This window comes from Tsukamurella sp. USMM236, assembly GCF_037148755.1.
Taxonomy (GTDB): Bacteria; Actinomycetota; Actinomycetes; order Mycobacteriales; family Mycobacteriaceae; genus Tsukamurella.
Map to the genome: position 1 here is coordinate 398103 of NZ_JBBCSS010000003.1, position 23737 is coordinate 421839.

Sequence of the window (23737 nt, forward strand, 5' to 3'; positions counted from 1 at the left end):
CGATGCACCCCCGTCCCCTGCTCGCCGCGGCCCTCGCGGCGAGCACCCTGCTCGCCGGCACCGCCTGCGGTGCGCGCCCCGCCGAAACCACGACCGACCTCGTCGATGTCACCAACTGCGGTGTGCACCAGCAGTACCGGTCGCCCACCGCCGCGGTGCCGTACGACGTCTCGGCGATCGAGAAGATGTTCGCGCTCGGCCTCACCGACCGCATCAAGGGCATCGTCCTGCCGAAGACGGTGCACGGCGTGATCGCGAAGTCGCCGTACCGCGACGAGTACGCCAAGGTCCCGATCCTCAGCGACGGCGTGCTGACCCAGGAGCCGCTCGTCGCCGCCAAGGCGGACTGGGTGTTCGCGGGCTGGCAGGCGGGTTTCAGCCCCGCCCGCGGCGTCACCCCGGAGTCGCTGGGCAAGCTGCGGATCGACAGTTACATGCAGGAGGAGACCTGCTACAACTACGGCGACAAGCCCGCCGTGCGGGAGGTGAATCCGTTGGCGGACACGTACACCGACCTCACCAACCTGGGCGCGATCTTCCGCGTCCCGGACCGCGCCACGAAGCTGGTCGATGACCTGCGGGCCCGCGAGCGCGCGCTGCAGGAGCGCGCCGACCGCAAGACGGTGAAGCCGTCGGTGTTCGTCTACGACTCCGGGACCGCGGAGCCCTACACCGCCGGTCGCCGCGCCGCGGCCGACCAGGTGGTCTCCCTCGCGGGCGGCCGCTCCGTGACGCACGACGTGGACGGCCGGTGGACCTCCGTCGGATGGGAGTCCGTAGTGCAGGCGCAGCCCGAGGTGATCGTCATCGTCGACTACGACAAGCAGCCCGCGCAGCAGAAGATCGACTACCTGCGACAGTCGTCGCCCATCAAGGACTCGCCGGCGGTGCGCGAGAACCGGATCCGCGTGGTGGACTACGCCGAGCTGGTGGCCGGACCGCGCAACCTCGACGCCGCGGCGGTGCTCGCCGACTACCTGGAGCAGAGCGGAGCCGCCCGATGATCGCACCCGACACCGCCCCCGGCTCCGTCGCCGACGTCCTCGACCTCGCCCGCGAGGTCGCGCAGGACGAGGTGGCCCGCAGCGTCTTCTTCGTCGCGCACGGCACCCGCCTCGCCGGGAGCGAGCAGCGTTACCGCAACCGGTACGTTCTCGTCCGCGTCGGGGATTCCTTCGGTGCGTGTGCCTTCGAGGAGGGCGAGCTCGACCCCGATATCGCGGACCTGTCCGGCGAGCCGGTCGCCGCCCTGCTCGAGCACGCCGCGCAGCCCCTGCGGATCGCCGCGGCCGACGCCGCGCTCGGCGCCGCGGCGCCGCACCGCGAGGACCCCCGCGCCGAGCTCCGGACGCTGCCCACCGGCACCCCCGACGTCCGCGCGATCGCCCGCGACGCCGCGGTGGCGGAACTCCTGTCGGTCGCCCCGGGCGCTCGGGTCGCGCTGATCGGCGTGGTGAACCCCCTGGTGGCCGCCATCCGCGAGCGCGGCGGCGAGCCCCTGCTCGCGGACCGGAACCTGCAGCGCACCCACTGGGGCGACCCCGTCGCGGACGATCATCGTGCGGTGCTCGCCGAGGCCGACGCGGTGCTCGCGACCGGGATGACCCTGGGCAACGGCAGCTTCGACGAGATCCTCGCGACCTGCCGGGAGCGCGACGTGCCGCTCGCCGTGTACGCGCAGAGCGGGTCGGCCGTCGCCCGCGCCTTCCTCGGGGCGGGCCTGAGCGCGCTCTCCGCGGAGCACTTCCCGTTCTCGCAGTTCTCCGCCGACGCCTCGCCCATGTACCTGTACCGGGGCCGGGCATGAGCGCACCCGGGGACCGCCCCGTGCCGGACCGGGTGCTGGTCCGCGCGATCTGGCCGATGCTCGCCGCCGCCGCGCTGGGCCTCGTCCCGTTCACCGTCATGGCGAACTTCCTCGTCGCCATCGCCGCGGACGCGAACGCGGGCGTCGACCTCATCGGCGGCCTGCGCGGCCTCGGCGGGGTCGCCGCCCTCCTGGTCGGCGTCGCGGCCGCGCCGCTGCTGGACCGGCTCTCGCGCTCGTCGGTGGCCGCGCTGGCCCTGCTCGTGCTCGCGCTGGGGTGCGGGCTCGCGCTGCAGGGCAGCACCGTCGCGTGGATCGCCTTCTGCCTGTTGATCGGCGCGGGCACCGCCGTGCTCAACCCCGCGGTGTCGGCCATGGCCGCCGACCGGTTCGACAGCCCGGCGGCCTCCGCGCGGGCCGCGACCCTCGTCTCGTCGACCATGACGCTGACCGCGGTCCTCGCGGCCCCGGTCCTGGCCCTGCCCGCCGTGCTGTGGGGCTGGCGCGCCGACATGGCCGCGACCGCCGTGGTGCTGCTCGTGGTTGCGGCGCTCATCGCCCGCCGCCGCGATCCGCGCGGCGGGAACACCTCCGTGAGCTACCTCCAGGCCTTCCGCACCGTGCGGGCGATCCCCGGCGCCCTCGACACCCTGGCGGTCTCCCTGTTGCGCACGCTCGCGTTCATGGGTTCCCTCGCGTACATCGCCGCCGCCTTCGGCCAGCGCTTCGGCATCGGGACGGGCTGGTTCTCCCTGGTGTGGGCCACCTCCGGGCTGGCCTTCTTCCTCGGGAACTTCCTGGGCGGCAGGGTGATGCAGGACCGCGGTGCCGACCGCTTGCTCGGCACGGTGCTCGCGGCGATCCTCGTCGCCTCCGTCGCGATGGTGGCGCTCTACACCGCGCCGCACGTCGCCGTCGCCTGGCCGATGGTGGCCCTTGTCTCGGCCTCGCACGCCGTCATCGCCGCCGCCGTGACCACCACGCTGGTCCGCGGGGCGGGACCGGTGCGCGGCACCGTCCTCTCGCTCAACGGGGCGGCGCAGAGCGTCGGCGTCTTCGCGGGCGCCTCCCTCGCCGGCGGGGCCCTCGCGCTCGCCGGCTGGACCGGCGTCGGCCTCGTCCTCGGCGGCGCCACCGCGCTCTCGGCCTTCTTCGCCCGGCGCGCGCTGCGCGGGGCCCGCGCGGAGGAGCGCATCGGATGAGCGCACCGCGCAACACCTCCCGCGGTCGCGGGGTGGGCAGCAGCAGTGGCCACCACGGCGAGTTCCTCCAGGGCCGGTTCCGCTGCCCGGTTGAGGGCGAGTGCCCGGGCCTGGTGACGGTGCCGATCGGCACCGTCGGATCCGTGGCGGTCTTCGCCCCGGACGCCTCCGGCGCGGTACGGGCGCGGACCACCGGCGGCGAGCGCGATCTCGACAAGGCACGGCGCGCCGCCGTGGCGACGCTGGCCCACCTGCGGGAGCGCGGCGCGCTCGGCTGCACCGGCGGCGAGCTCCGCATCGCGCGGACGACGGCCGTGGGCCTGGGGCTGGGCTCCTCGACCGCCGACGTCCTCGCCGCGGTCCGGGCGGTCGCCGACTGCGCGGACGTCGAGCTCGACGCCGACACCGTCGCCCGCCTCGCCGTCGCCGCCGAGGGGGCCTCGGACCCGCTGTGGGCCGACCGCCCGATCCTGTTCGCCCACCGCCACGGCCACGTCATCGAGGACCTCGGGGCGACGCTGCCGGGAATGCTGCTGGTGCGATGCGTGCTCGGCGGTCCCGTCGACACGCTGGCACTGCCCCCGACGGGATCCGGCGACGTGGCGGAGTACGAGGAGCTGCGCGGTCTGCTGCGTCGCGCGGTCGCCGCCGGCGACGCGGCGGGGGTCGGCGCGGTCGCGACCCGCAGCGCGCTGCTCAACCAGAGTCGGCACCACAAGCCCGGTCTCGATCGCCTCATCGCGGCGGCCGAGCGCGGCGGAGCGCTCGGCGTGCAGGTGGCCCACTCCGGGAACGTGGCCGGGCTGCTGTTCGAGCGCGAGCACCCGCGGGAGCGCCTGCGGCGGGCGTGCGCCCGTGTGCGCGCCGTCGGCTTCCGCGTGTCCGACGCCCCGATCGTGATCGGCGGCGCCGCATGAGGATCGACGGCCACATCGCCGAGGCGCTGAGCCGCCCCGCCCTGCTCCGCGCCACGGACGACCGGTACCTCCTGCGGTTCGAATCGATGAAGGTCGCCTCGGCGCGGGCCGCGCTCCGCGCCGCCCTCGACGCGGGGCGGGTCCGGCCGGGCGGCACCGTCATCGACTCGTCGTCGGGCATCTACGCCTACGCCCTGGCCCTGGCCTGCCACGAGGCGGGCGTGCGCTGCCGCATCGTCGGATCGACCACGATCGACGAGGGCCTACGGGTCCAACTCCTCGCCCTGGGAGTCGAACTCGAACAGATGCCGCCGTCGGCGTCGCTCAAACTCGACCAGGACCGCCGCGTCCGGCGCATCACCGAACTGCTCGCGCAGGACCCGTCGCTGCACTGGATGCGGCAGTACCACGACCCGGTGCACTACCTCGGCTACCGCGACATCGCCCGCGGCGTGGCGGCGGAGCTGGCGGCCGAGGGAGTCGCGGCGGTGCGGCTCGTCGCGCCCGTCGGCTCGGGGGTGTCCAGCGGCGCACTGCGACTCGGCTTCGAGGAGGCGGGCCTGGCGGTGGAGCTGGTCGGCGTGCAGCCCTTCGGCAGCGTCACCTTCGGCGCCGAGCACGTGGAGGATCCCGCCATGCTCATCGCCGGCATCGGCTCGTCGATCCCGTTCGACAACGTGCGGCACGGGCTCTACGACGTGATCCACTGGGTGTCGTTCGAGGTCGCCCGCGCCGGCACCCACCGGCTGCTCCGTGAGGCGGCGCTCTTCGCCGGCCTGTCCTCCGGCGCCGGGCAGGTGGCGGCCGGCTACGAACGGCAACACGGCACGTCGGTCGACGCCACCGTCCAGGTGCTGCCCGACACGGGGCACCGCTACCTGCGCGCGCTGGCCGACCACGTCGACACGGCGGAACCGGTGGGGCCGCGGCTCGTCGACGACCCGGCGGAGATCGCGCTGCCGTGGTCGCGAATGCGCTGGTCCGGGCGGTCCGGAGCCTGACGGCCCGGAGGAGCCGCTAGTCGCGGCTGCCCGTCTCCATCTGGTCCGGGTCGATGGTGCTGTCGCGCAGCCGCTGCTCCTGGTAGGCCACCCGGCCCACCCGGTGCGCGACCGCGGGCGCGGTGATCATCGTGAACAGCCCGGCCAGCACCAGCATCCACACGTCGACCGAGTCGGTCATCCGGACGATCGCGCCGGCCAGCAGCAGGAGCATGCCCAGGGTCTGCGGCTTCGTCGCCGCGTGCATGCGGGTCAGCGTGTCCGGGAAGCGGATGATGCCGATCGCGGCGGTCACGGCGAAGACGGCGCCGGTGAGGAACAGGATCGAGGAGACGACGTCGACGATCATCGCAGGCCCCCGTTCCGCGGCGCGATGTCCGGCGTCTCGTCCGGCGGCGACGGGGCCGTCCCGGCATCGTCGGGCACCCGGAACCGGACCACCGAGACCGAGCCGACGAAGCCGACGAGCGAGAGCGCCACGATCCCGGGGATCACCGATGAGTTGCGGCTGTACGCCGCCCACACGGCGAGCCCGCCGACGGCGATCGCGACGAGCGCGTCCACCGCGACGACGCGGTCGAGGGTGTTCGGGCCGCGCAGCAGGCGGTAGGCCGTGAGGAAGGCGGCGGTCATGAGGATCACGCCGGTGATGACGAAGACGACGGTCACGACTTCTCCTCTCCCTCGGTGCTCTGTGCCTTGCGGTAGGCGATCTCCGGCGCGGCCATGCGGCGGGCGTCGCCCGCCAGGCCGCGGGCGCCGGGCGTGACGTGGTGGAAATCGTCGTCGTCGATGCCGTGCATCGGGCTGGCGTGCCACTCGTTGTCGCGCTCGAAGGCGTTGATGAACAGCCGCTCGAGACGCGCTGTGCTGCGGTAGAACTGCCGCACCGCCTTCTCGCTGCTCACGTCGACCACGTGCACGTAGAGCAGCCGCCGCTTGGTGTCGATCTCCAGCACCATCGTGCCGGGGATCAGGTTCATCATGTCGACCAGCAGCGTGAGCACCAGGTCGGACTTGATCGAGACCTTGGCGCGGAGCACCGCGCTCAGCGGCATCCCGCCGGGCCGGATCGCCAGCCAGGCCACCTCGATCGACGAGCGGAACATCTCCACGAGGAAGACGCCGATCAGCTTGAGCAGCGAGCCGACGTGCACGCGGCCCTCGACCGGGACCGGCGGTAGGGGGAGCAGCAGCAGGATCGCGAGGCCCACCAGCAGGCCGCCGGCGATGTTGCCCCAGGTCACGCTGCCCCACAGCATCACCCACACCGCGTCGAGCCAGATCAGCTGCGCCACCTTGACGCCGACGGCGCGGCCGTCGCGCAGGTCCGGCAGGACCCTCGTCACGAGTCGCCTAGCCATGCGCGCCTCCCTGTGGCCCGACGGTGACGGGCGCACCGTCGGGCGTCTTGAGCTTCTCCAGGGCCTCGGGGCCGAGCACGGCCTCGATGTAGTCCGCCCGGCCGATGAGCTGGTCCGCGGCGCGGTCCGTGACGTCGAACATCGGGCCCGCGAAGATCGCGAGGATCAGGCCCACGCCGAGCAGGCCGGCGGTGGGCGCGACCATGCTCATCGGCATGCGGCCCGGGTCCTCGCGGTCGGCGAACTCGATGACGTCGGCGTCGTCGAGCAGGGCCTCCGGGTGCGCGACCGCCAGTTCTCCCTCGGGAGCGTCCGAGCGGGGGCGCCAGAAGGCCTTGGTCCACACCCGGATCACCGCGTACAGGGTGAGCAGGCTGGTGATCACGCTGCCCGCGACCAGCACCCACGCCAGCACCGAGCCCTGTCGCACGCCGGCCTCGAGGAGGCCCACCTTGCCGACGAAGCCCGAGAACGGCGGGATGCCACCGAGGTTCAGGGCCGGCAGGAAGAACAGGATCGCGAGCACCGGGCTGGCCGCGGCGAGCCCGCCGAGGCGGCGCAGCGAGGCCGCGCCCGCCTGCCGCTCGATGAGGCCCACCACGAGGAACAGCGTCGTCTGCACGAGGATGTGGTGCACCACGTAGTAGATCGTCGAGCTCAGGCCCAGTGGCGTGGAGAGACCGATGCCGAAGATCATGTAGCCGATGTGGCTGACCAGCGTGAACGAGAGCAGGCGCTTGATGTCGGTCTGGGCGATCGCGCCGAGGATACCCACGATCATGGTGAGCAGGCCGGCGATCATCAGCACGTCGTCGAGCGAGCCGCCCGGGAAGAGCAGCGTGTGCGCGCGGATGATCGCGTACACACCGACTTTGGTGAGCAAGCCGGCGAAGACCGCGGTGACCGGGGCGGGCGCCGTCGGATAGGAGTCGGGCAGCCAGGTCGAGAGCGGGAAGACCGCCGCCTTGATCCCGAAGGCCACGAGCAGCACGGCGAACAGCGTGGTCCGCGTGCCCGACGGTAGGTCCTGCAGCCGGATCGCCATGTCCGCGAGGTTGAGCGTGCCCGTCGCGAAGTAGGCGTAGCCGATGCCGAGCAGGAAGACCACCGACGAGACCATCGAGACCATCACGTACGAGACGCCCGCCCGGATCCGGTCGGCGCTGCCGCCGACCGTCAGGAGCACGAACGATGCCGCGAGCAGCATCTCGAAGGAGACGAACAAGTTGAACAGGTCGCCCGCCAGGAAGGCGTTGCACACGCCCGCCGCGAGGATCAGGTATGTGGGGTAGAAGATCGAGACGGGCTGGTGCTCGTCGCCGTCGCGGATACCCTGTCCCACCGAGTACACGAGGACGCCCAGCAGCACGATCGCGGAGACCAGCACCATGAGTGCCGCGAGCTGGTCGGCGACGAGGGTGATGCCCAGCGGCCCGCCCTTGCCGTCGCGGTCGCCCCAGCCGCCGACGTGCAGCGCGACGGTGCCGTGCCGGTCGGTGTAGTAGAGCATCAGCGCCGCGACCGCGACGATCGCCACGAGGGAGATCAGCGAGATCAGGCGCTGCAGCCGCGGGTGCCGGCCCATCACCATGGTGATCGCGGCCGCCACGATCGGCAGCACCGTGGGCAGCGGGATGAGGGCGAGCATCATCGATTCGGTCATCGCTCGCCCTCCTGCTCGCTCTTCTCGCCCGGCGGGAGTTGCTTCTCGCGCGGCACGGCGGGCAGCGGCAGCGCCCCGGTGTCGACGACGTCGACGCGGGCCCGCTTGAGCTCCTCGGCGGAGAGCAGCTCGCCGTCGGGGCCGTACGCGTCGCCCAGGGCCGACGGTGCGCCGGTGATCGGATCGTCGGAGGCGTCGTAGTCGGGATCGTCGGCCGCGACGTCGACGTCGCGCTCGAGGACCTTCGTGTCCTCGGGGTCGTCGTCGACCTCGTCGTCGGTGTTGATGGTGAAGGAGCGGTAGGCCAGCGCGAGGATGAACGCCGCCATGCCCATCGTGATGACGATGGCGGTGAGGATCATCGCCTGCGCCAACGGATCCGCGTCCGTCAGGCGTCCCTCCGAGAAGTACCCGACGATGGGCGGGTTCCCGGGCGGGGAGGACAGCGCGAGGATCAGCAGGTTCACCGCGTTGCCGAACAGGATGATGCCCATCAGCATGCGGGTGAGGCTGCGGTCCAGGAGCAGGTACACGCCGGTGGCGACCATGACGGCGATCACGGCGAAGAGACCGATGTCGACGATCATCGCGCGCCACCCCCCGTCTGGACGGGCAGGGGCGAGGTCATGTCGGCGGGGGATCCCTCCAGGTCGAGTCGTGCTCCCAGGCTGCGCAGGACGTCGAGCACCAGGCCCACGACGATGAGGTACACGCCGGCGTCGAAGATCAGCGCAGTCACCACCTTGACGTCACCGAAGACCGGCAGGGTGAACTCGAAGGCGACCGACGACATGGCCGGCGCGCCCGCGAGCAGCGAGACGATGGTGCCGCCCGCCGCGAGCAGCAGGCCCGTGCCGAGGATCCGGCCCGCGTCGAGCGGGAGGGCCTCGCCGATCTCGTACCGGCCGCCCGCGAGGTAGCGCAGCACCAGCGCGAGTCCGGCCGTGAGGCCGCCGGCGAAGCCGCCGCCGGGCGCGTTGTGGCCCGCGAAGAAGAAGTAGACCGAGACCACCATGATCGTGGGGAAGGCCATGCGGGAGGTGATCTCCAGGACCAGCGAGCGGTGCCGCGGGTCGCGGAGGGCGCTGCCCCGCAGCCAGGTGGTGCCGGGAGCGGCGGCGGCCGCGGCGGCGGCCTCCGCGCTGACACGGGGCGCCGAGCCGAAGCGGCGGTTGCGGAAGACCAGCGAGGCGACGCCCGTCGCCGCCACCAGCAGTACCGAGATCTCGCCGAAGGTGTCCCAGGCGCGGATGTCGACCAGGATCACGTTGACCGTGTTGTGGCCGTAGCCGAACTTGTAGGCCTGCTCCGGCAGCCGGTCCGCGACGGGGGCGGCCACTCGCGCGGCGCGCGCCGCGATCGCCACCACGACCACCATCGCCGCCACGGCGACGCCGAGCAGCGCGCGCGCCACCCGCGACGGACGGCTGCCGGTGATCGGCGCCTCCGCGGGCAGCTTGCGCAGCACCAGCACGAAGATCACCAGGGTCAACGTCTCGACCAGGAACTGCGTGAGCGCCAGGTCGGGGGCGCCGTAGATCGCGAAGATCACGCCCGTGCCGTAGCCGGTGACGCCGACGACGAGCACCGTCGCCAGGCGGTTCCGCAGCAGCACCGCGGTGAGCGCGGCGGCGCACATGAGCAGCGAGATCGCCAGGAACAGCGGCGAGGCCTCGATCCGCATGTCGGGTCGCGCGCGGGTGCCGAAGGCCAGGGCCACGAGTGGCAGCAGCACCAGCGTCAGCAGGATCGTGCCCTGGGTGAGCGGCAGCGAACCGCGCTGCGTGCTCTGCGTCATGCGCAGCGACAGCACGTCGGCGCCGCGGAGCGTGGCGTCGTAGAGCCGGTCCGCGTTGCCGAGCAGGACGCTGTTGCGCTGGCGCAGCCGCGAGAACGGGCTGTGCGGCTGCACGATGACGATGCCCGTCGCGATGATCAGCACGGTCAGCAGCAGCGGCAGCGTGAAGCCGTGCCACAGCGCGAGGTGGTACGGGTCCTCGGCGGGCGGGAAGGACCGGTCCGGGTACTCGGCCAGCACGTGGTCGAGCCAGGGCGAGAAGATCCCGTCGATCAGGCTGAGGACGGCGAGCAGCGCGGGGCCGGCCAGGAAGAGCGGGCTGATCGCGTGCATGTTCTCGACGGCACTGGTGGGCTTGGCCTGGCCTTTGCGGCCGAAGGCGCCCCACAGGAAGCGGATGCTGTAGGCCACCGTCAGCGCGGAGCCGGCGCACATGCCCACCAGCAGGATGAGCGGGAGCGGCGACGGCAGCGAGGCGTGCAGCATCGTCTCGAGCGCCGCCTCCTTGCCGACGAAGCCGTACAGCGGCGGGATGCCGGCCATCGACGCGGCGGCCAGCGCGGCGATCACCGCGAGCACCTTCTGGCGGTCGCCGAGCCGGGCCAGGCGCCGGATGTCGCGCGTGCCGGTGGCGTGGTCGATGATGCCGACCACCATGAACAGCGTCGCCTTGAACAGGGCGTGCGCGGTGAGCATCGTCATGCCCGCGAGCGCGACGTTCCGCTCGCCGGTGCCGACGAGCACCATGAGCATGCCGAGCTGGCTGACCGTGCCGAAGGCCAGGATCAGCTTGAGGTCGAACTCCCGCAGGGCGCGCCAGCCGGCCAGGATCATCGTGAGGATGCCGAGGCCCAGCACGATGACCCGCCACGACGTGAGGTGCGCGAAGGCGGGAGCGAGCAGCGCGACGAGGAAGACGCCGGCCTTCACCATGGCGGCGGCGTGCAGGTAACCGGAGACGGGCGTCGGCGCGGCCATGGCGCCGGGGAGCCAGAAGTGGAAGGGCACGATCGCCGACTTGCTGATCGCGCCGATGAGGATGAGCACGACGCCCACCTCGACGCCGATGGAGATCGTCGACGGGTCGCCGACGGCGCGGGCGATGACCTCGGAGAACAGGTACGTGCCGTAGTGCTCGCCCAGTTCGATGATGCCGACCAGCATCGCGAGGCCGCCGAGCGTGGTCACGAGCAGCGCCTGCGTCGCGGCGCGGCGGCTGGTGGCGCGCTCGGCGTAGTAGCCGACGAGGAGGAAGCTCAGCACCGAGGTGAGCTCCCAGAAGACGTACATGACCAGCATGTTGTCGCTGACCACGAGGCCGAACATCACGGCCATGAAGGCGACCAGTTCGGCCGCGAAGGTGGGCAGCTTGCGAGTGTTGGTGACGCCCGTGAAGTAGCCCGCGCAGTAGACGAGGATGACCGCGCCGATACCGAGCACGAGGACCGACATGACCGCGGCGAGCGGCGTGAGCCGCAGGTCGACGTTCATGTTCAGTGCCGGGACCCACTGCAGGGACTCCGTGCGGTCGGGCTCGCCGGAGACGGGCCAGACGGTGACGATCCAGACCAGGGCCGCGGCGGGCGCCAGGGCGAGCGCCAGGAATCCGCGCGCGCCGAAGCGACCGACCACGATGGGTGCGGCTAAGGTCGCCAGTGACAAACAGACAAGGATGACAAGCAAGGGCACTCCGTCCTTTTGTGAGCGGGGTGTCGTTCTTTTGGAATTCTACCGGTAGGCATGTCGGGAGCTGCATGGACCAGTCGACGGATCGTCCGACCACTTCGATCGCGCGGGTCGCGCGGGGCGTCTTCGGCGCGCTGACCGCGGCGGCGCTGCTCCTCGGGGCCGCGGGCTGCGGGGACGAGACCAAGGACACGCCCGCCGCCACCGTCACCCTGCCCGCGTCCTTCCCGAAGGCCGAGGTGCCGATCGTCGACGGCAATCTCATCGACGCCGGGGAGCGCTCGCAGGGCGGCGTCACCGTCTACAACGTGACGGTACAGGCCGGCGACGGTGGCTATGACGCCGCGACGCGCAAGCTCACCGACGCGGGCTACCTGGCACTCGGCGCCGGTGCCGGCACGCCCGACAACGCCACCCGGTCCGCGCAGTTCTCGGGCAAGGGCTACGTCGTCACCGTCAGCTCGGTCCAGGCCGGCGCCGTCCCCAACGCCGTCTTCTACTCGGTCAGCAAGGCCTAGGCCTACGTCGCCCGACGGTCCGCGTACGCCTGCAGGTCCGCGACCTGCACCGGGTCCAGCGACGGCCGCACCGCCAGCCGCGCGGCCTCGACGTCGGCCGCGGTCACGGTGGCCGCGTCCATGTCGCGCCGCATCGCGGTGAGCGCGGCCTCGCGCAGCAGTGCGCTGCAGTCGGCGGCGGAGTAGCCGTCCAGCTGCTCGGCCAGCGCCGGGAGATCCACGTCGTCGGCCAGCGGGATGGAGCGCGAGCTGGTCTTGAGGATCTCCGCGCGGGCCTCGGCGTCCGGCGGCGGCACGAAGATCAGCCGCTCCAACCGGCCCGGACGCAGCAGCGCGGGATCCACGAGGTCGGGGCGGTTCGTCGCGCCCAGGACCACCACGTCGCGCAGCGGCTCGGCGCCGTCGAGCTCGGTGAGCAGCGCGGCGACCACCTTGTCGCCGACGCCCGAATCGCTCGACTGCCCGCGCCGCGGCGCGAGCGCGTCCACCTCGTCGAGGAAGATCAACGACGGCGCGCTGCCCCGCGCCCGCGCGAACAGGTCGCGGACGGCCTTCTCCGATTCGCCGACCCACTTGTTCATCAGCTCCGCGCCCTTGACCGCGTGCACCGACAGCTGCCCCGACGCCGCGAGCGCGCGGACCACGAAGGTCTTGCCGCAGCCGGGCGGGCCGTAGAGCAGCACGCCGCGCGGCGGCTCCACGCCGAGCCGCGCGAAGGTGTCCGGGTGACGCAGCGGCCACAGCACCGTCTCGGTGAGGGCCTGCTTGGTCTCGACCATGTCGCCCACGTCGTCGAGGGTGATCGACCCGACGGACACCTCCTCGGTGGCGGACCGCGACACGGGCCGGATCACGCCGAGCGCCCCGAGCAGGTCCGGCTGGGTGATGGCGATCCGCTCGTCGGTGCCGACCACCCGCGCCGCGGCGCGCAGCGCGCCCTCCCGGCACAGCGCCGCGAGGTCGGCGGCGACGAAGCCCGGGGCCCGCAGCGCGACCTCGTGCAGGTCCAGGTCCAGGGTCGGCGCGTCGCGCAGCAGCAGGTCCAGCAGCTGCTCGCGCTGCTTCGCGTCCGGGAGGTCGACGGCGACCGTCCGCTCGGCGAGGTCGGGCTCGCGCAGCCGCGAGTCCAGCTCGCCCGGCGCGGAGGTGGTGGCGAGCAGCGCGACCCGCGGCGTCGCGACGGCGCGGCGCAGCTCGTCGAGGATCATCGTCGACACGGGCTCGCGGGTCGCCGGCAGCAGGGCCTCCACGTCGCGGACGAGCAGCGCCGCGCCCGAGCCGTCGACCGCCTCGCGGACGCGCGCGACCGCGGAGCGCACGCGCTCGAGCCGCGCCTGCGGCTCCAGGGCGCCGGTCAGCGCACCGTCGAGCTCGACGATCGGCCGCGGCGCCACGACGGACCGGGCCACGGTGGCCTTGCCGCCGCCCGTGGGGCCGGTGATGAGCACGCCGAGCCGGGCGGGCGCGCCCAGCTTCTCCAACAGCTCGGGCTCGTCGAGCGCGAGGGACAGCCACTCGGTGAGGCGGCGGACCGCGCCGTCGGCCCCGACCAGGTCGGCGACGGGGCGGACGGCCGGCGTCTCGACGTCCGGGACCTCCTCCGTGAAGGTCACGACCTCGGTGGCGGACGACGCGACGGCCGGCGCGGCCGGAGCGCCGGAATCGTCGGCCCACAGCACCGCGGAGTTCGGCTGGATCGACACCGGCCCCGGCGACGGGTCGACGGAGACCACGGTGAGCAGCTCGTTCGTCCACGTGATCCCGACCAGCCGCGACAGCTGCTGCACCGCCTCCGCGGTCGACGTGCCCGGCCCCAGGTCGCGGGGCAGCAGCGAGACGCTGTCGCCGGGCATCATCACCTTGCCGAGCAGCGCCTGCCGTAGCGCCGCGCCGTCGAGGGCGTTGCGGGTGAGTGCGCTGCCGCGCAGGAGGACCCGCTTCGCGCCGTAGACCGTGGCGGGCGTGATCACGACGGTCGCGTCCTCGCGGAGGCCGCAGTTGGTGATCGTCAGCTCGTCCAGCAGCGCGACGCCGGGAGCGCTGCCCGCCGGCGCCGCCGCCACGACCGCGGCGGTGCGGCGCGCGCCGAGCAGCTCGATCCCGTCCCACTCGCGCAGGCCGAGCGCCGCGAGGGCCTCGGGGTGGATCCGGACGATGCCCCGTCGCGCCTCGAGGGCCGAGGTCTGCAGGCGGACGGTGAGCGAGAGGTTCGACACGCGATCCACCCTAGTTCGCGTCGCCGGACGGCGGCGGGCCGCGACGCGACCGGTTCAGTCCTCGCGCGTCGGGCGGCGCAGGCCCAGGCGGGCGGTGGAGCGCCGGGGACCGCGGCCGGCGGTGGCGGCGCGACGGTGCGGGCGCACCGCGCGGCGCTGCTCGCGGCGCATCTGCCGGCGCTCGGCGGGCTTGTTGTCCCAGGCCTCGGGGCGAGCGGTGACCCACCGCTTCGACCGCCACGCGAAGGGGATGTGCAGCAGGTACAGCGCGATCACCAGGAGCAGCGCGATGTACGGGTAGGTCAGCATCAGCGCCGCGAGGCCTGCGACGGCGACCAGCACGCCGGCGGCCTTCGCGGGCTGCACGGTCATCGTCTTGAAGCTGGAGGTGGGGATGCGGGAGACGGTGAGTGCGGCGACGAACAGCGTCCACGCCGCGACCATCGGGGTGCTGACCCACCAGCCGTCGCCCCACTCCTGCTGGGCGGCCAGCGGAGCCAGGACCAGCAGCGCGCCGGCGGGCGCGGGCACGCCGACGAAGAAGTCCTTGGTGTACGCGGGGGCCGTCGAGTCGGCGGCGAGGGTGTTGAACCGGGCCAGCCGGAGCACCATCGCCACCACGTAGAGCAACGCGACGATCCAGCCGGCGGGCGAGCCGGGGAAGCACACGAAGTACAGGATCAGCGCGGGCGTGACGCCGAAGTTGATGGCGTCCGCGAGGGAGTCCAGCTCGGCGCCGATCCGGGTGGAGGCGCCCAGCAGCCGCGCGACGCGGCCGTCGAGCCCGTCGAGGATCGCGGCGACGACGACCAGCATGATCGCCAGATCGACCTTGCCGTCCGCCGCGAACCGCACGCCCGTCAGGCCCGCGCACAGCGCGGCCACCGTCAGCATCGACGGCAGGATCATGACCCCGACGGGGCGGTGCGGCGCGGTGGACGAGTCGGTCACGGCAGGCGCGCGATCACGGTCTCGGCCGCCACCGCGCGCTGGCCGCTGTAGACGGTCAGCTCGGTGCCGGCGGGGAAGTACGTGTCTACGCGGGAGCCGAAGCGGATGATCCCGTAGGTTTCGCCCAGCTCCAGGGTGTCGCCGGGGGCGCAGTCGGTGCGGATACGCCGCGCCACGAGGCCGGCGATCTGCACGACGCCCACGGGGCCGTGCTCGGTGGCGAGGCGCACCGAGTTCCGCTCGTTCCGGTCGCTGGCCTCGGGGAGGTCGGCGGGCAGGAACTTGCCGTCGGTGTGCACCACGGAGTCGACGACGCCGGCCAGCGGCGCGCGCTGCACGTGCGCGTCGAAGACCGACAGGAAGATCGACACGCGGGGCAGCGGCGCGTCGCCGAGGCCCAGCTCGCGGGGCGGGACGTGCTCGTCGACGAGGGTCACCTCGCCGTCGGCGGGGGCCACGGCGATGCCCTCGGTCTCCGGAACCACGCGGGCGGGGTGCCGGAAGAAGCCGGCGCACGCGGCCGCGGTGAGCAGGGCGGGAACCCGGATCCAGCTCTTGCGGTAGCCCGCCGCGGCGACCCCGAGGGAACCCGCGATGAACGGGGTCCCCGCGGGGTGCAGCGGAGGAACGGTGTGCCGGATGAGCTCGGTGATGTGCTCGATGCCGGAGGTGTGCTCGGTCAGATGGCCGTCGACCGGCGTGCGAGGTCGGCGTGCCACCTAATCGTCCTTACTGTTCGCTGTCATATCGGGTGACATCTTCTCACCCGAGGGTGTGATCACTTGCGTCCGGTGACCAGCTTCACTGCTCCGATCACCACGCAGGCGCCGACGAGCGCGGTGACGAAGGTGAGGACCCAACCGAAGGTCCCGGTGTCGACGCCGGCCAGGCGTAGCACGTAGCCGCCGAGCCAACCGCCGATGATGCCCGCGAGGACGTTCTTGATGATGCCCATCTGGCCGTCGGACTTCATGATCTTGCTGGCGATCCAGCCGGCGAGGCCGCCGATGATGATCCACGCGAACCAGCCGGGGCTGAAGTTGGCCGATGCGAGCATGACGGTGTCTGCGTACTGCGCGACCATGAGAATCTCCTCGTTAGTGGGTCAAGAGGATCAGTTCCACCGGGGTTCCCGCGGCCAGATGCTCGACCTCGGCGGGGACGTCCAGCAGGCAATCCGCCTGTGACAGCCATCGTAGGTAGTGCGAACCCGGCCCGCCGAGAACCGAGACCGAATCGGTACCGTCGTCGTTCCTCGTGAGGAGTCCGCGCAGGTACTGGCGCTTCCCGGGGATCGAGTCGACGGGCTCGGCGAGCCTCGCGACGCGACGGGCGCGGTCGGGCAGTCCCAGGGCGGCCCGCAGCGCCGGCCGCAGGAAGACCTCGAAGGAGACGAGCGCGCTCACCGGGTTCCCGGGGAAGGTCACGAACTTCACTCGCACGCCGCCCAGGTCGACGGTGCCGGAGCCCTGCGGCATGCCGGGCTGCATCGCGACCTTGACGAAGTCGACGCCCCGCGACGCGAGGGCGTCCTTGACCACCTCGAACGCGCCGGCGCTGACGCCGCCGCTGGTGACGACCAGGTCGACGCCGCCCGCGGAGATCCGCTCGGCGAGCCGGGCGAGGAAGGCATCGGCGTCGTCCGCCACGAACCGCACGACCTCCGCGGTGGCCCCGGCCTCGCGGATCGCGCTCGCCAGCATCGGGGCGTTCGATTCGTAGATCTGCCCGGGCCGCAGCGGCGTGCCCGGCTCCACCAGCTCGGAGCCGGTGGACAGCACGGCGACGTGGGGCGGGGCCAGCACGGGCACCGTCGTCAGGCCCAGGGCCGCCGCGAACCCGACGACGGCGGGCCCGACGGTCTCGCCGCCGCGCAGCGCGGTCTCCCCGGCCTCGATGTCGCTGCCGGCGGCGCGGAAGAACCGTCCGGGCTCGGGCGTCTCGTCGATCCGGACGCGTTCGACGCCGCCGTCCGTCCGCTCGACGGGGACGATGGCGTCGGCACCGTCGGGCACGGGGGCGCCGGTCATGATGCGACACGCGGCCCCCGGCGGGAGCGCGGGCACGTCGGTGCGGCCGGCGGGCACGTCGAAGGCGACGGGCAGCACGGCGCCCGCGACGGCGTCGGCGGCGCGGACCGCGTAGCCGTCCATCGCGGAGTTGGTGAACGGCGGCAGCGAGAGCGGCGCGGGCACGTCGCGGGCCAGGACGAGGCCCAGGGCGTCCGCCACCGGCAGGTCGACGGTCCGCGGTGCGGGGATCAGTGCGGCGACCGCGGCGCGGTGCTCGTCGACGGGCCTCACGCGCCGGCCAGCCGGGTGAGCAGCAGCGCCTCGGCCAGCGCGGTGCGCCGCAGCTCGGACGGGTCGACGGACTCGTTGGGCGCGTGGATGCGGCACTGCGGCTCCTCGACGCCGAGCAGCGCGATCTCGGCCGTCGGGGCGGCCTTGCGCAGCTGGGTGCACAGCGGGATCGAGCCGCCCTGGCCGCTGAAGGCGACCTCGGCACCGTCGTACGCCTCGACGAGGGCCTCCTGCAGCACCCGGTAGGCGGGGCCGGTGGTCTCGGCGGCGAAGGGCTCGCCCACGGATTCGACGACCGCGTCAACGTGCGCGCCCCACGGGGCGTGGTTGGTCAGGTGCGCGACGAGCAGCGCGCCGGCGTTGTGCGGGTCGGTGCCCGGCGGCACCCGCAGGTTCAGCAGGGCCGCGGCGCGGGGCTGGATCGCGGCGGCGGCGGTCGCCGTCGCGGGGGCGTCGAGGCCGATGACGGTGACCGCGGGCCGCGCCCACAGCTGGTCGGCGATGGCGCCGGAGCCGAGGATCGCGGCATCGTCGTAGATCGCGGCGTCGGCGGCGAACTGCGCCGGCTCGTAGGGCTCGCCGGCCCAGCGCGCGGAGCTGTCGAGCCCGTCGATCGTGGTGTTGCCGAAGCCGTCCCGCAGCGTCGCGAGCAGCGCGATGAGGGCGGCGATCGCGTCGGGGGCGGCACCGCCGAAGGCGCCGGAGTGCAGGTCGGAGGTGCCGGTGCTGAGCTCGACCCGCACGCTCGCGACGCCGCGCAAGGAGGTGGTGAGGGTCGGGCGGCCGACGGCGACGTTGCCGGTGTCGCCGATGACGATGAGGTCGGCCTGCGCCAGCTCGGGGCGCTCGGCGACGAGGTCCTCGAGGCCCGCGCCGCCGCCCTCCTCGGAGCCCTCGATGATGATCCGCACGCCGACGGGGAAGGCCCCGTCCTCGCCGCGGACCGCCCGCAGCGCGGTCAGGTGCGCGACGAGGTTGCCCTTGCAGTCGGCGGACCCGCGGCCGTACCAGCGGTCCGCGCCGTCGGGGCCGGGACGGGTGGTGAGGGTGAACGGATCGGACTCCCAGGCCTCACGCGGCCCGGGCGGCTGCACGTCGTGGTGGCTGTAGAGCAGCACCGTCGGGGCGCCCTCCGGCGCGGGCGTGTGCCCGACGATCGCGATCGACCCGTCGGACGTGGTGACCTGCTCGATGCCCGCGATCCCGGCCTCCGTGAAGGCCTTCGCGACCCACGCCGCCGACGCCGCGTTGGGTTCGGCGCCGAACTCGGGGGAGTCGTGCACGGACGGGTGCGCGACCAGCTCCGCCAGGTCCGACCTGGCCCTGTCCATCAGGTTCTCGACGGTGTCCTGCAGGCTGCGCGCGGTCATCGGCTCACCTTAGCGCGGCATAAGTACGCGGCAGGCCGGTCGTGGTTCACTTGTGTGAACTCTTGGAGGAGGAATCCATGCTGCGTAAGTCGCTGTGCGTGGTGGGGGCCGCGGTGCTGCTCGCGGGATGCTCGACGACGGTGCCGGGCTCGCCCGTCGCCGACCCGTCGGGGGTGCCGAAGCCGGACACGGGGTCCTACGCGACCGCGCCGCGCCAGCTCGGTGCCATGACGGAGAAGATGCACATCGCGGCGGAGGCGTTCCGAATGGTCGAGATCATCCCGCTGGCGTCGGAGGTCGACCCTGCGCTCCGGTACGGCGGGCGACCGTCCGTGGGACGGATCGAGAGCACCGTCAAGATGGCGTTCGGTGACGGGGTCGCAACCGCGGTCGGCGGCATGGAGGTCGGCGCCTACATCTCGGCGGACGACAAGGCACCCGGGTCCGATGCCAAGTCCTCGAGGAGCCTGATCACCGGCCTGTTCCGGTTCAAGGACGAGGCCGCGGCGCGGGCGGCGGTGGCGAACCCGGCGGTCCTGTCGCCCGACAAGGCGTTCGGTTCCGAGACACCGCGCCCCAAGAAGGCGGAGACCGTACCCGGCTACTCGGAGGCGACGGCGTACTCCAAGTCCGCGGGGGACTCGACCTCACGGGTCGGGCTCCTCGCGAGCGGCCGGTACGTGATCGGCGCCTGGACGAACAGTTCCGTCGACCTGATCAAGAAGTACTTCGACCTGCAGGTCAAGTCCCTCGCCGGCTTCGTGCCGACGCCCGTCGACAAGTTCTCGACCCTCACCCGCGCGGACGAGGACCTGTTGCGGTACACGCTCGTGGAGGAGTCGCCGACGGTGTTCGAGACGACCTACTCGCCGCGGGGCTTTGCCCCGTTCGCCTCGGACACGACGGGCGCGCTGGCGGACTTCGCCGCCACGGGCGTCGACCGGATCGCGAACGCGGACAACGTCGTCTACCGGGCGCGCGACGCCGCTGGTGCATCGCAACTCGCGGACAGATTCATCGCGGAGAACACGCGCTTCTATCCCGGAGGTGAGTCCTCTACGGTGCGGGGCGTTCCGGGAGGCCGATGCCGGTCGTTCCCGCAGTACACGGGCTCGAAGGACAAGCGGACGTACTGCGTCGTGCCGGTGGGGCGCTATCTGGCCGAGGTCAGCGACATGCAGGATGCACGGGCGAAGCAGGCTCTCGGTGCCTCGTATCTGATTCTGCAGCAGGCGAAGTGAGGATGAACATGAAGAAGTCCCTGGCGGCGCTCGCGGTGTCGGCCCTGTTCCTGGCGGGATGCTCCTCGACGGTGGCCGGCACCCCCGTCGCCGATCCGTCCGGCGTGCCCAAGCCGGAGACCGGATCGTTCGCGACCGCGTCCCGGACCATCGGCTCGACGACTCAGGCCGACGGGGAGACGCTCGAGGGATACCGGATGGCGGAGACCGTGCCGTACCTCTACGAGATCGATGCGGCCATGCATTTCCGCGGCAGTGCGCGCGCGACGTCCCGGTCGGCCATTCAGGGGATGGTCAAGGGCGTCTTCGGTCAAGCGGCGGGAGATGTACTGGGCACCAAGGCCGAGGTCGCGGCTTCGGTGGGCGCCAGTGACACGCAGCAGGGCACCAAATACGACTCGAAGAGGAAGGAACGCGGCGAGACCGTCGTCCTGGTCCGCATGGCGAGCCCGGCCGACGCTTCGGCCGCTGTCGGCCAGGCGCTGCGGGCGCGCGAGAAGGACTCCTCCGGCGAGGATCTGCCGGCGAAGGTGGAGACAAGGATTCCCGGCTACGACGCAGCCGTCGCCTACACGCAGACGTACGGCGCCCCCGTCGGCACCGCGACGGTGGGCTTCCTCGCGTACAAGCAGTACGTGATCGGCGCCTTCGGCGACCTCTCCGTGGATCAGCTGCGCACCTACTTCGACCGGCAGACCAAGGCGCTCGACGGCTTCCAGCCGACGCCGCTCGACAAGGTGAGCACACTGCAGCTCGATCCCGAGGGCGTCGCGAAGCTGACCCTCGCGCCGTCGAAGGGCGATGGCGGCTACTCCCTGCCCGCCCGGTCCGCCGTACTACGGCAGACCGACGTCTCGCGATCGGTGAAGACCTTCGCCGATGCGGGCGTCGACGTCGTCGGCATCGGTGGCAGCACCGTCTACAGGGCGAAGGACGCGAAAGGCGCGCAGCACGTCGTGGACGAGTTCACCGACGAGACCCGGAAGGCCTTCACGAAGGTCGAGGAGGAGAAGATCAAGGGCGTGCCGGGCGGGGTCTGCCTGACCTTCGCCACCTACGAGGGCGCGACCTCGAGGCTCACCTGGTGCTCGGTCGCCGTCGGGCGGTACGCGACGGAGTTCACCTCGTCGCAGCGGCAGCAGGCGGTCCAGGCCATCGGTGCCGCCTATCTGATCCTCAAGAGCGCCGCGTAGCCGCACGGGATTCCGCAGACGACGAAGGGGCGCACCCACCGGGTGCGCCCCTTTCTCGATTTCGGGAGGTTACTTCGCCTCGGACTCGGTCTTGATGTGCGAGAGCGTCTGCTTCATGCCGACCAGCAGGCCGCGCTCGAAGTCCTCGTTGCCGCCGAGGAGCGCGGCGATGAGGCCGCTGCTCAGCGCGGTGGTCTTGCCGTCCTTGGCCTCGCGGCGCTCGACGACGGTGGTCTTGTCGCCGTCGGGCACCAGGGTGAAGCTCCAGGTGGTGTGGTTCTCGGCCACGCGGAACGCGACGCGCTCGTTCGGCGTGAACTCGGTGACCTGGGTGTTGGTGGGCCAGACCTTCCAGCCCTGACGGTTGATGTTCAGCATGCGGGTGCCCACCTTGAGCGGGCCGCCGAACACGAACACCTTCTTGCACTGCGGGCTGCGACGGCCCATCGCCTCGAGGTCGGACACGACCGACCAGACCTTCTCCACGGGCGCGTCGATCACGACGCTCGACTCCAGAACGGGGGTTGCCATGACCGGATCCTACCCAGGAGTAGGAAGGGTCCGTCCAGCCCACGGCGAACGACCTTGCACTCGACCCTGCCGAGTGCTAGAAACGACTTAGCACTCGGATTACGTGAGTGCTAGGTCGAAGAGGTGAGACCGGGCCCTGTGCGCAACCCGCGCAGGTGACACGCCGGGTCGTCCGTCGCGGGCATCGAATCGACCTAGAAGACGTGTCCAAAGTAGGGCCGAACCGGCCCCTATCTGGAGGAATCACTTCGCAATGGCCAAGATCATCGCGTTCGACGAAGAGGCCCGCCGCGGTCTCGAGCGGGGCCTGAACGCCCTCGCCGACGCCGTCAAGGTGACGCTCGGCCCCAAGGGCCGCAACGTCGTGCTGGAGAAGAAGTGGGGCGCCCCCACGATCACCAACGACGGTGTTTCCATCGCCAAGGAGATCGAGCTCGAGGATCCCTACGAGAAGATCGGCGCCGAGCTCGTCAAGGAGGTCGCCAAGAAGACCGACGACGTCGCGGGCGACGGCACCACCACCGCCACCGTTCTGGCCCAGGCGCTCGTGCGCGAGGGTCTGCGCAACGTGGCCGCGGGTGCGAACCCGCTGGGCCTCAAGCGGGGCATCGAGAAGGCCGTCGAGGCCGTCACCGAGCACCTGCTGAAGGCCGCCAAGGAGGTCGAGACCAAGGAGCAGATCGCTGCTACCGCGGGCATCTCGGCCGGCGACCCCGCCATCGGCGAGCTCATCGCCGAGGCCATGGACAAGGTCGGCAAGGAAGGCGTCATCACCGTCGAGGAGAGCAACACCTTCGGTCTCCAGCTGGAGCTCACCGAGGGCATGCGCTTCGACAAGGGCTTCATCTCGGGCTACTTCGCCACCGACGCCGAGCGTCAGGAGGCCGTGCTCGAGGACGCCTACGTGCTGCTCGTCTCGGGCAAGATCTCGACTGTCAAGGACCTGCTGCCGCTGCTGGAGAAGGTCATCCAGTCGGGCAAGCCGCTCGCGATCATCGCCGAGGATGTCGAGGGCGAGGCCCTGTCGACGCTCATCGTCAACAAGATCCGCGGCACCTTCAAGTCGGTCGCCATCAAGGCCCCCGGCTTCGGCGATCGTCGCAAGGCGATGCTGCAGGACATGGCGATCCTCACCGGCGGCCAGGTCATCTCCGAGGAGATCGGCCTGTCGCTCGACACCGCCGGCCTCGAGGTCCTGGGCCAGGCGCGCCAGGTCGTCGTGACCAAGGACGAGACCACCATCGTCGACGGTGCCGGCTCCAAGGAGCAGATCGCGGGCCGCGTCTCGCAGATCCGCGCCGAGATCGAGAACAGCGACTCGGACTACGACCGGGAGAAGCTGCAGGAGCGCCTCGCGAAGCTGGCCGGCGGCGTCGCCGTCATCAAGGCCGGTGCCGCCACCGAGGTCGAGCTCAAGGAGCGCAAGCACCGCATCGAGGATGCCGTGCGCAACGCGAAGGCCGCCGTCGAGGAGGGCATCGTCGCCGGTGGTGGCGCTGCTCTCGCGCAGTCGGGCACCGTCTTCGACAGCCTCGCGCTCGAGGGTGACGAGGCCACCGGCGCGAACATCGTCAAGGTCGCGCTCGACGCCCCCGTCAAGCAGATCGCCGTCAACGCCGGCCTCGAGCCCGGCGTCGTCGCCGAGAAGGTCCGCAACTCGCCCGCCGGCACCGGCCTCAACGCCGCCACCGGTGTGTACGAGGACCTGCTGGCCGCCGGCATCAACGACCCGGTGAAGGTCACCCGCTCGGCGCTGCAGAACGCGGCCTCGATCGCGGCTCTGTTCCTCACCACCGAGGCCGTCGTCGCCGACAAGCCGGAGAAGGCCGGTGCCCCGGTCGATCCGACCGGCGGCATGGGCGGCATGGACTTCTAAGTCCTGCCACTCGGCTAGGGAATTCAGGGCCCGGCATCGTCGTTTCGACGGTGCCGGGCCCTTCCTGTTTCCCGGTTTCCGAAAGTCGAGTCGTACGAGC

The 23737-nt window shown here is 72.1% G+C and carries 22 protein-coding genes; 9 read left to right on the top strand and 13 right to left on the bottom strand.

What is annotated here, in order from left to right; genetic code table 11:
* The first annotated feature begins 2 nt into the window (after nt 1–2).
* From WFK95_RS13015 to WFK95_RS13035, 5 genes are read left to right on the top strand one after another with little or no spacing between them, the layout of a single operon-like run.
* Nucleotides 3–1004 (top strand): ABC transporter substrate-binding protein, encoded by a 1002-nt coding sequence (locus WFK95_RS13015; protein ID WP_224645254.1) that lies wholly within the window; start codon nt 3–5, stop codon nt 1002–1004.
* Entirely contained in the window at nt 1001–1807 is an 807-nt protein-coding gene (locus tag WFK95_RS13020; RefSeq protein ID WP_224645253.1) for a Rossmann-like domain-containing protein, read from the top strand. The genes WFK95_RS13015 and WFK95_RS13020 overlap by 4 nt, the downstream gene beginning before the upstream one ends.
* Nucleotides 1804–3009: an MFS transporter gene (locus WFK95_RS13025; protein ID WP_224645252.1), complete on the top strand. Its 1206-nt coding sequence runs from the start codon at nt 1804–1806 to the stop codon at nt 3007–3009. The genes WFK95_RS13020 and WFK95_RS13025 overlap by 4 nt, the downstream gene beginning before the upstream one ends.
* Nucleotides 3006–3926, top strand: a complete 921-nt coding sequence (locus tag WFK95_RS13030; protein ID WP_224645251.1) for a GHMP family kinase ATP-binding protein — start codon at nt 3006–3008, stop codon at nt 3924–3926. The genes WFK95_RS13025 and WFK95_RS13030 overlap by 4 nt, the downstream gene beginning before the upstream one ends.
* A complete protein-coding gene (locus WFK95_RS13035; protein ID WP_224645250.1) occupies nt 3923–4927 on the top strand; it encodes a pyridoxal-phosphate dependent enzyme in 1005 nt (334 codons plus the stop codon). The genes WFK95_RS13030 and WFK95_RS13035 overlap by 4 nt, the downstream gene beginning before the upstream one ends.
* Nucleotides 4928–4943: 16 nt before the next feature.
* Here WFK95_RS13035 and mnhG read toward each other — a convergent pair whose 3' ends face one another.
* The 6 genes from mnhG to WFK95_RS13065 are packed head-to-tail and all read right to left on the bottom strand — an operon-like array spanning nt 4944 to nt 11435.
* Nucleotides 4944–5276, bottom strand: a complete 333-nt coding sequence (gene mnhG, locus WFK95_RS13040; RefSeq protein WP_068522911.1) for a monovalent cation/H(+) antiporter subunit G — start codon at nt 5274–5276, stop codon at nt 4944–4946.
* Nucleotides 5273–5596, bottom strand: coding sequence for a monovalent cation/H+ antiporter complex subunit F (locus tag WFK95_RS13045; protein ID WP_224645249.1), 324 nt, complete (start codon nt 5594–5596; stop codon nt 5273–5275). Before WFK95_RS13045 ends, mnhG begins: the two co-directional genes overlap by 4 nt.
* A complete protein-coding gene (locus WFK95_RS13050) occupies nt 5593–6291 on the bottom strand; it encodes a Na+/H+ antiporter subunit E (RefSeq protein ID WP_224645248.1) in 699 nt (232 codons plus the stop codon). Before WFK95_RS13050 ends, WFK95_RS13045 begins: the two co-directional genes overlap by 4 nt.
* Nucleotides 6284–7939: a Na+/H+ antiporter subunit D gene (locus WFK95_RS13055; protein ID WP_224645387.1), complete on the bottom strand. Its 1656-nt coding sequence runs from the start codon at nt 7937–7939 to the stop codon at nt 6284–6286. The genes WFK95_RS13050 and WFK95_RS13055 overlap by 8 nt, the downstream gene beginning before the upstream one ends.
* 11 nt (nt 7940–7950) lie before the next feature.
* On the bottom strand, nt 7951–8541 hold the full coding sequence (locus WFK95_RS13060) for a Na(+)/H(+) antiporter subunit C (RefSeq protein WP_224645247.1): 591 nt from the start codon (nt 8539–8541) through the stop codon (nt 7951–7953).
* Nucleotides 8538–11435, bottom strand: a complete 2898-nt coding sequence (locus WFK95_RS13065; RefSeq protein WP_336670967.1) for a Na+/H+ antiporter subunit A — start codon at nt 11433–11435, stop codon at nt 8538–8540. The genes WFK95_RS13060 and WFK95_RS13065 overlap by 4 nt, the downstream gene beginning before the upstream one ends.
* A 71-nt stretch (nt 11436–11506) precedes the next feature.
* Here WFK95_RS13065 and WFK95_RS13070 point away from each other — a divergent pair, with 71 nt between their 5' ends.
* Nucleotides 11507–11956: a hypothetical protein gene (locus WFK95_RS13070; protein ID WP_224645245.1), complete on the top strand. Its 450-nt coding sequence runs from the start codon at nt 11507–11509 to the stop codon at nt 11954–11956.
* A 2-nt stretch (nt 11957–11958) separates the two neighbouring features.
* Here WFK95_RS13070 and WFK95_RS13075 read toward each other — a convergent pair whose 3' ends face one another.
* The 6 genes from WFK95_RS13075 to WFK95_RS13100 are packed head-to-tail and all read right to left on the bottom strand — an operon-like array spanning nt 11959 to nt 18796.
* Nucleotides 11959–14172 (bottom strand): AAA family ATPase, encoded by a 2214-nt coding sequence (locus tag WFK95_RS13075; protein ID WP_336670968.1) that lies wholly within the window; start codon nt 14170–14172, stop codon nt 11959–11961.
* A gap of 54 nt (nt 14173–14226) precedes the next feature.
* Entirely contained in the window at nt 14227–15081 is an 855-nt protein-coding gene (locus tag WFK95_RS13080; RefSeq protein ID WP_336671063.1) for a CDP-alcohol phosphatidyltransferase family protein, read from the bottom strand.
* Nucleotides 15082–15119: 38 nt separating this feature from the next.
* On the bottom strand, nt 15120–15842 hold the full coding sequence (locus tag WFK95_RS13085; RefSeq protein ID WP_336670969.1) for a phosphatidylserine decarboxylase: 723 nt from the start codon (nt 15840–15842) through the stop codon (nt 15120–15122).
* Nucleotides 15843–15901: 59 nt separating this feature from the next.
* Nucleotides 15902–16207, bottom strand: coding sequence for a GlsB/YeaQ/YmgE family stress response membrane protein (locus WFK95_RS13090; protein ID WP_374201266.1), 306 nt, complete (start codon nt 16205–16207; stop codon nt 15902–15904).
* 13 nt (nt 16208–16220) lie between these two features.
* Nucleotides 16221–17426: a molybdopterin molybdotransferase MoeA gene (gene moeA, locus WFK95_RS13095; protein WP_336670970.1), complete on the bottom strand. Its 1206-nt coding sequence runs from the start codon at nt 17424–17426 to the stop codon at nt 16221–16223.
* Complete coding sequence (locus tag WFK95_RS13100; protein WP_336670971.1) at nt 17423–18796, bottom strand: M20/M25/M40 family metallo-hydrolase; 1374 nt, start codon at nt 18794–18796, stop codon at nt 17423–17425. Before WFK95_RS13100 ends, moeA begins: the two co-directional genes overlap by 4 nt.
* Nucleotides 18797–18873: 77 nt before the next feature.
* On the opposite strand from WFK95_RS13100, the gene WFK95_RS13105 reads away from it, so the two are divergent.
* Complete coding sequence (locus WFK95_RS13105) at nt 18874–20037, top strand: DUF7373 family lipoprotein (RefSeq protein ID WP_336670972.1); 1164 nt, start codon at nt 18874–18876, stop codon at nt 20035–20037.
* Nucleotides 20038–20045: 8 nt separating this feature from the next.
* The gene (locus WFK95_RS13110) at nt 20046–21230 is read left to right on the top strand and encodes a DUF7373 family lipoprotein (RefSeq protein WP_336670973.1); all 1185 of its coding nucleotides are present in this window, start codon (nt 20046–20048) and stop codon (nt 21228–21230) included.
* 69 nt (nt 21231–21299) lie between these two features.
* Here WFK95_RS13110 and WFK95_RS13115 read toward each other — a convergent pair whose 3' ends face one another.
* On the bottom strand, nt 21300–21761 hold the full coding sequence (locus WFK95_RS13115; protein WP_224645237.1) for an SRPBCC family protein: 462 nt from the start codon (nt 21759–21761) through the stop codon (nt 21300–21302).
* A gap of 253 nt (nt 21762–22014) precedes the next feature.
* Between WFK95_RS13115 and groL the strand changes: the two genes are divergently transcribed.
* Nucleotides 22015–23637, top strand: coding sequence for a chaperonin GroEL (gene groL, locus WFK95_RS13120; RefSeq protein ID WP_224645236.1), 1623 nt, complete (start codon nt 22015–22017; stop codon nt 23635–23637).
* Nucleotides 23638–23737 lie beyond the last annotated feature (100 nt).

What these genes read in the sequence shown, in the direction of transcription:
- WFK95_RS13015 (WP_224645254.1), top strand. Translation starts at nt 3, where the DNA reads ATGCACCCCCGTCCCCTGCTCGCCGCGGCCCTCGCGGCGAGCACCCTG.
- WFK95_RS13020 (WP_224645253.1), top strand. Translation starts at nt 1,001, where the DNA reads ATGATCGCACCCGACACCGCCCCCGGCTCCGTCGCCGACGTCCTCGAC.
- WFK95_RS13025 (WP_224645252.1), top strand. Translation starts at nt 1,804, where the DNA reads ATGAGCGCACCCGGGGACCGCCCCGTGCCGGACCGGGTGCTGGTCCGC.
- WFK95_RS13030 (WP_224645251.1), top strand. Translation starts at nt 3,006, where the DNA reads ATGAGCGCACCGCGCAACACCTCCCGCGGTCGCGGGGTGGGCAGCAGC.
- WFK95_RS13035 (WP_224645250.1), top strand. Translation starts at nt 3,923, where the DNA reads ATGAGGATCGACGGCCACATCGCCGAGGCGCTGAGCCGCCCCGCCCTG.
- mnhG (WP_068522911.1), bottom strand. Translation starts at nt 5,276, where the DNA reads ATGATCGTCGACGTCGTCTCCTCGATCCTGTTCCTCACCGGCGCCGTC.
- WFK95_RS13050 (WP_224645248.1), bottom strand. Translation starts at nt 6,291, where the DNA reads ATGGCTAGGCGACTCGTGACGAGGGTCCTGCCGGACCTGCGCGACGGC.
- WFK95_RS13055 (WP_224645387.1), bottom strand. Translation starts at nt 7,939, where the DNA reads ATGCTCGCCCTCATCCCGCTGCCCACGGTGCTGCCGATCGTGGCGGCC.
- WFK95_RS13060 (WP_224645247.1), bottom strand. Translation starts at nt 8,541, where the DNA reads ATGATCGTCGACATCGGTCTCTTCGCCGTGATCGCCGTCATGGTCGCC.
- WFK95_RS13070 (WP_224645245.1), top strand. Translation starts at nt 11,507, where the DNA reads ATGGACCAGTCGACGGATCGTCCGACCACTTCGATCGCGCGGGTCGCG.
- WFK95_RS13080 (WP_336671063.1), bottom strand. Translation starts at nt 15,081, where the DNA reads ATGATCCTGCCGTCGATGCTGACGGTGGCCGCGCTGTGCGCGGGCCTG.
- WFK95_RS13090 (WP_374201266.1), bottom strand. Translation starts at nt 16,207, where the DNA reads ATGGTCGCGCAGTACGCAGACACCGTCATGCTCGCATCGGCCAACTTC.
- WFK95_RS13100 (WP_336670971.1), bottom strand. Translation starts at nt 18,796, where the DNA reads ATGACCGCGCGCAGCCTGCAGGACACCGTCGAGAACCTGATGGACAGG.
- WFK95_RS13105 (WP_336670972.1), top strand. Translation starts at nt 18,874, where the DNA reads ATGCTGCGTAAGTCGCTGTGCGTGGTGGGGGCCGCGGTGCTGCTCGCG.
- WFK95_RS13110 (WP_336670973.1), top strand. Translation starts at nt 20,046, where the DNA reads ATGAAGAAGTCCCTGGCGGCGCTCGCGGTGTCGGCCCTGTTCCTGGCG.
- WFK95_RS13115 (WP_224645237.1), bottom strand. Translation starts at nt 21,761, where the DNA reads ATGGCAACCCCCGTTCTGGAGTCGAGCGTCGTGATCGACGCGCCCGTG.
- groL (WP_224645236.1), top strand. Translation starts at nt 22,015, where the DNA reads ATGGCCAAGATCATCGCGTTCGACGAAGAGGCCCGCCGCGGTCTCGAG.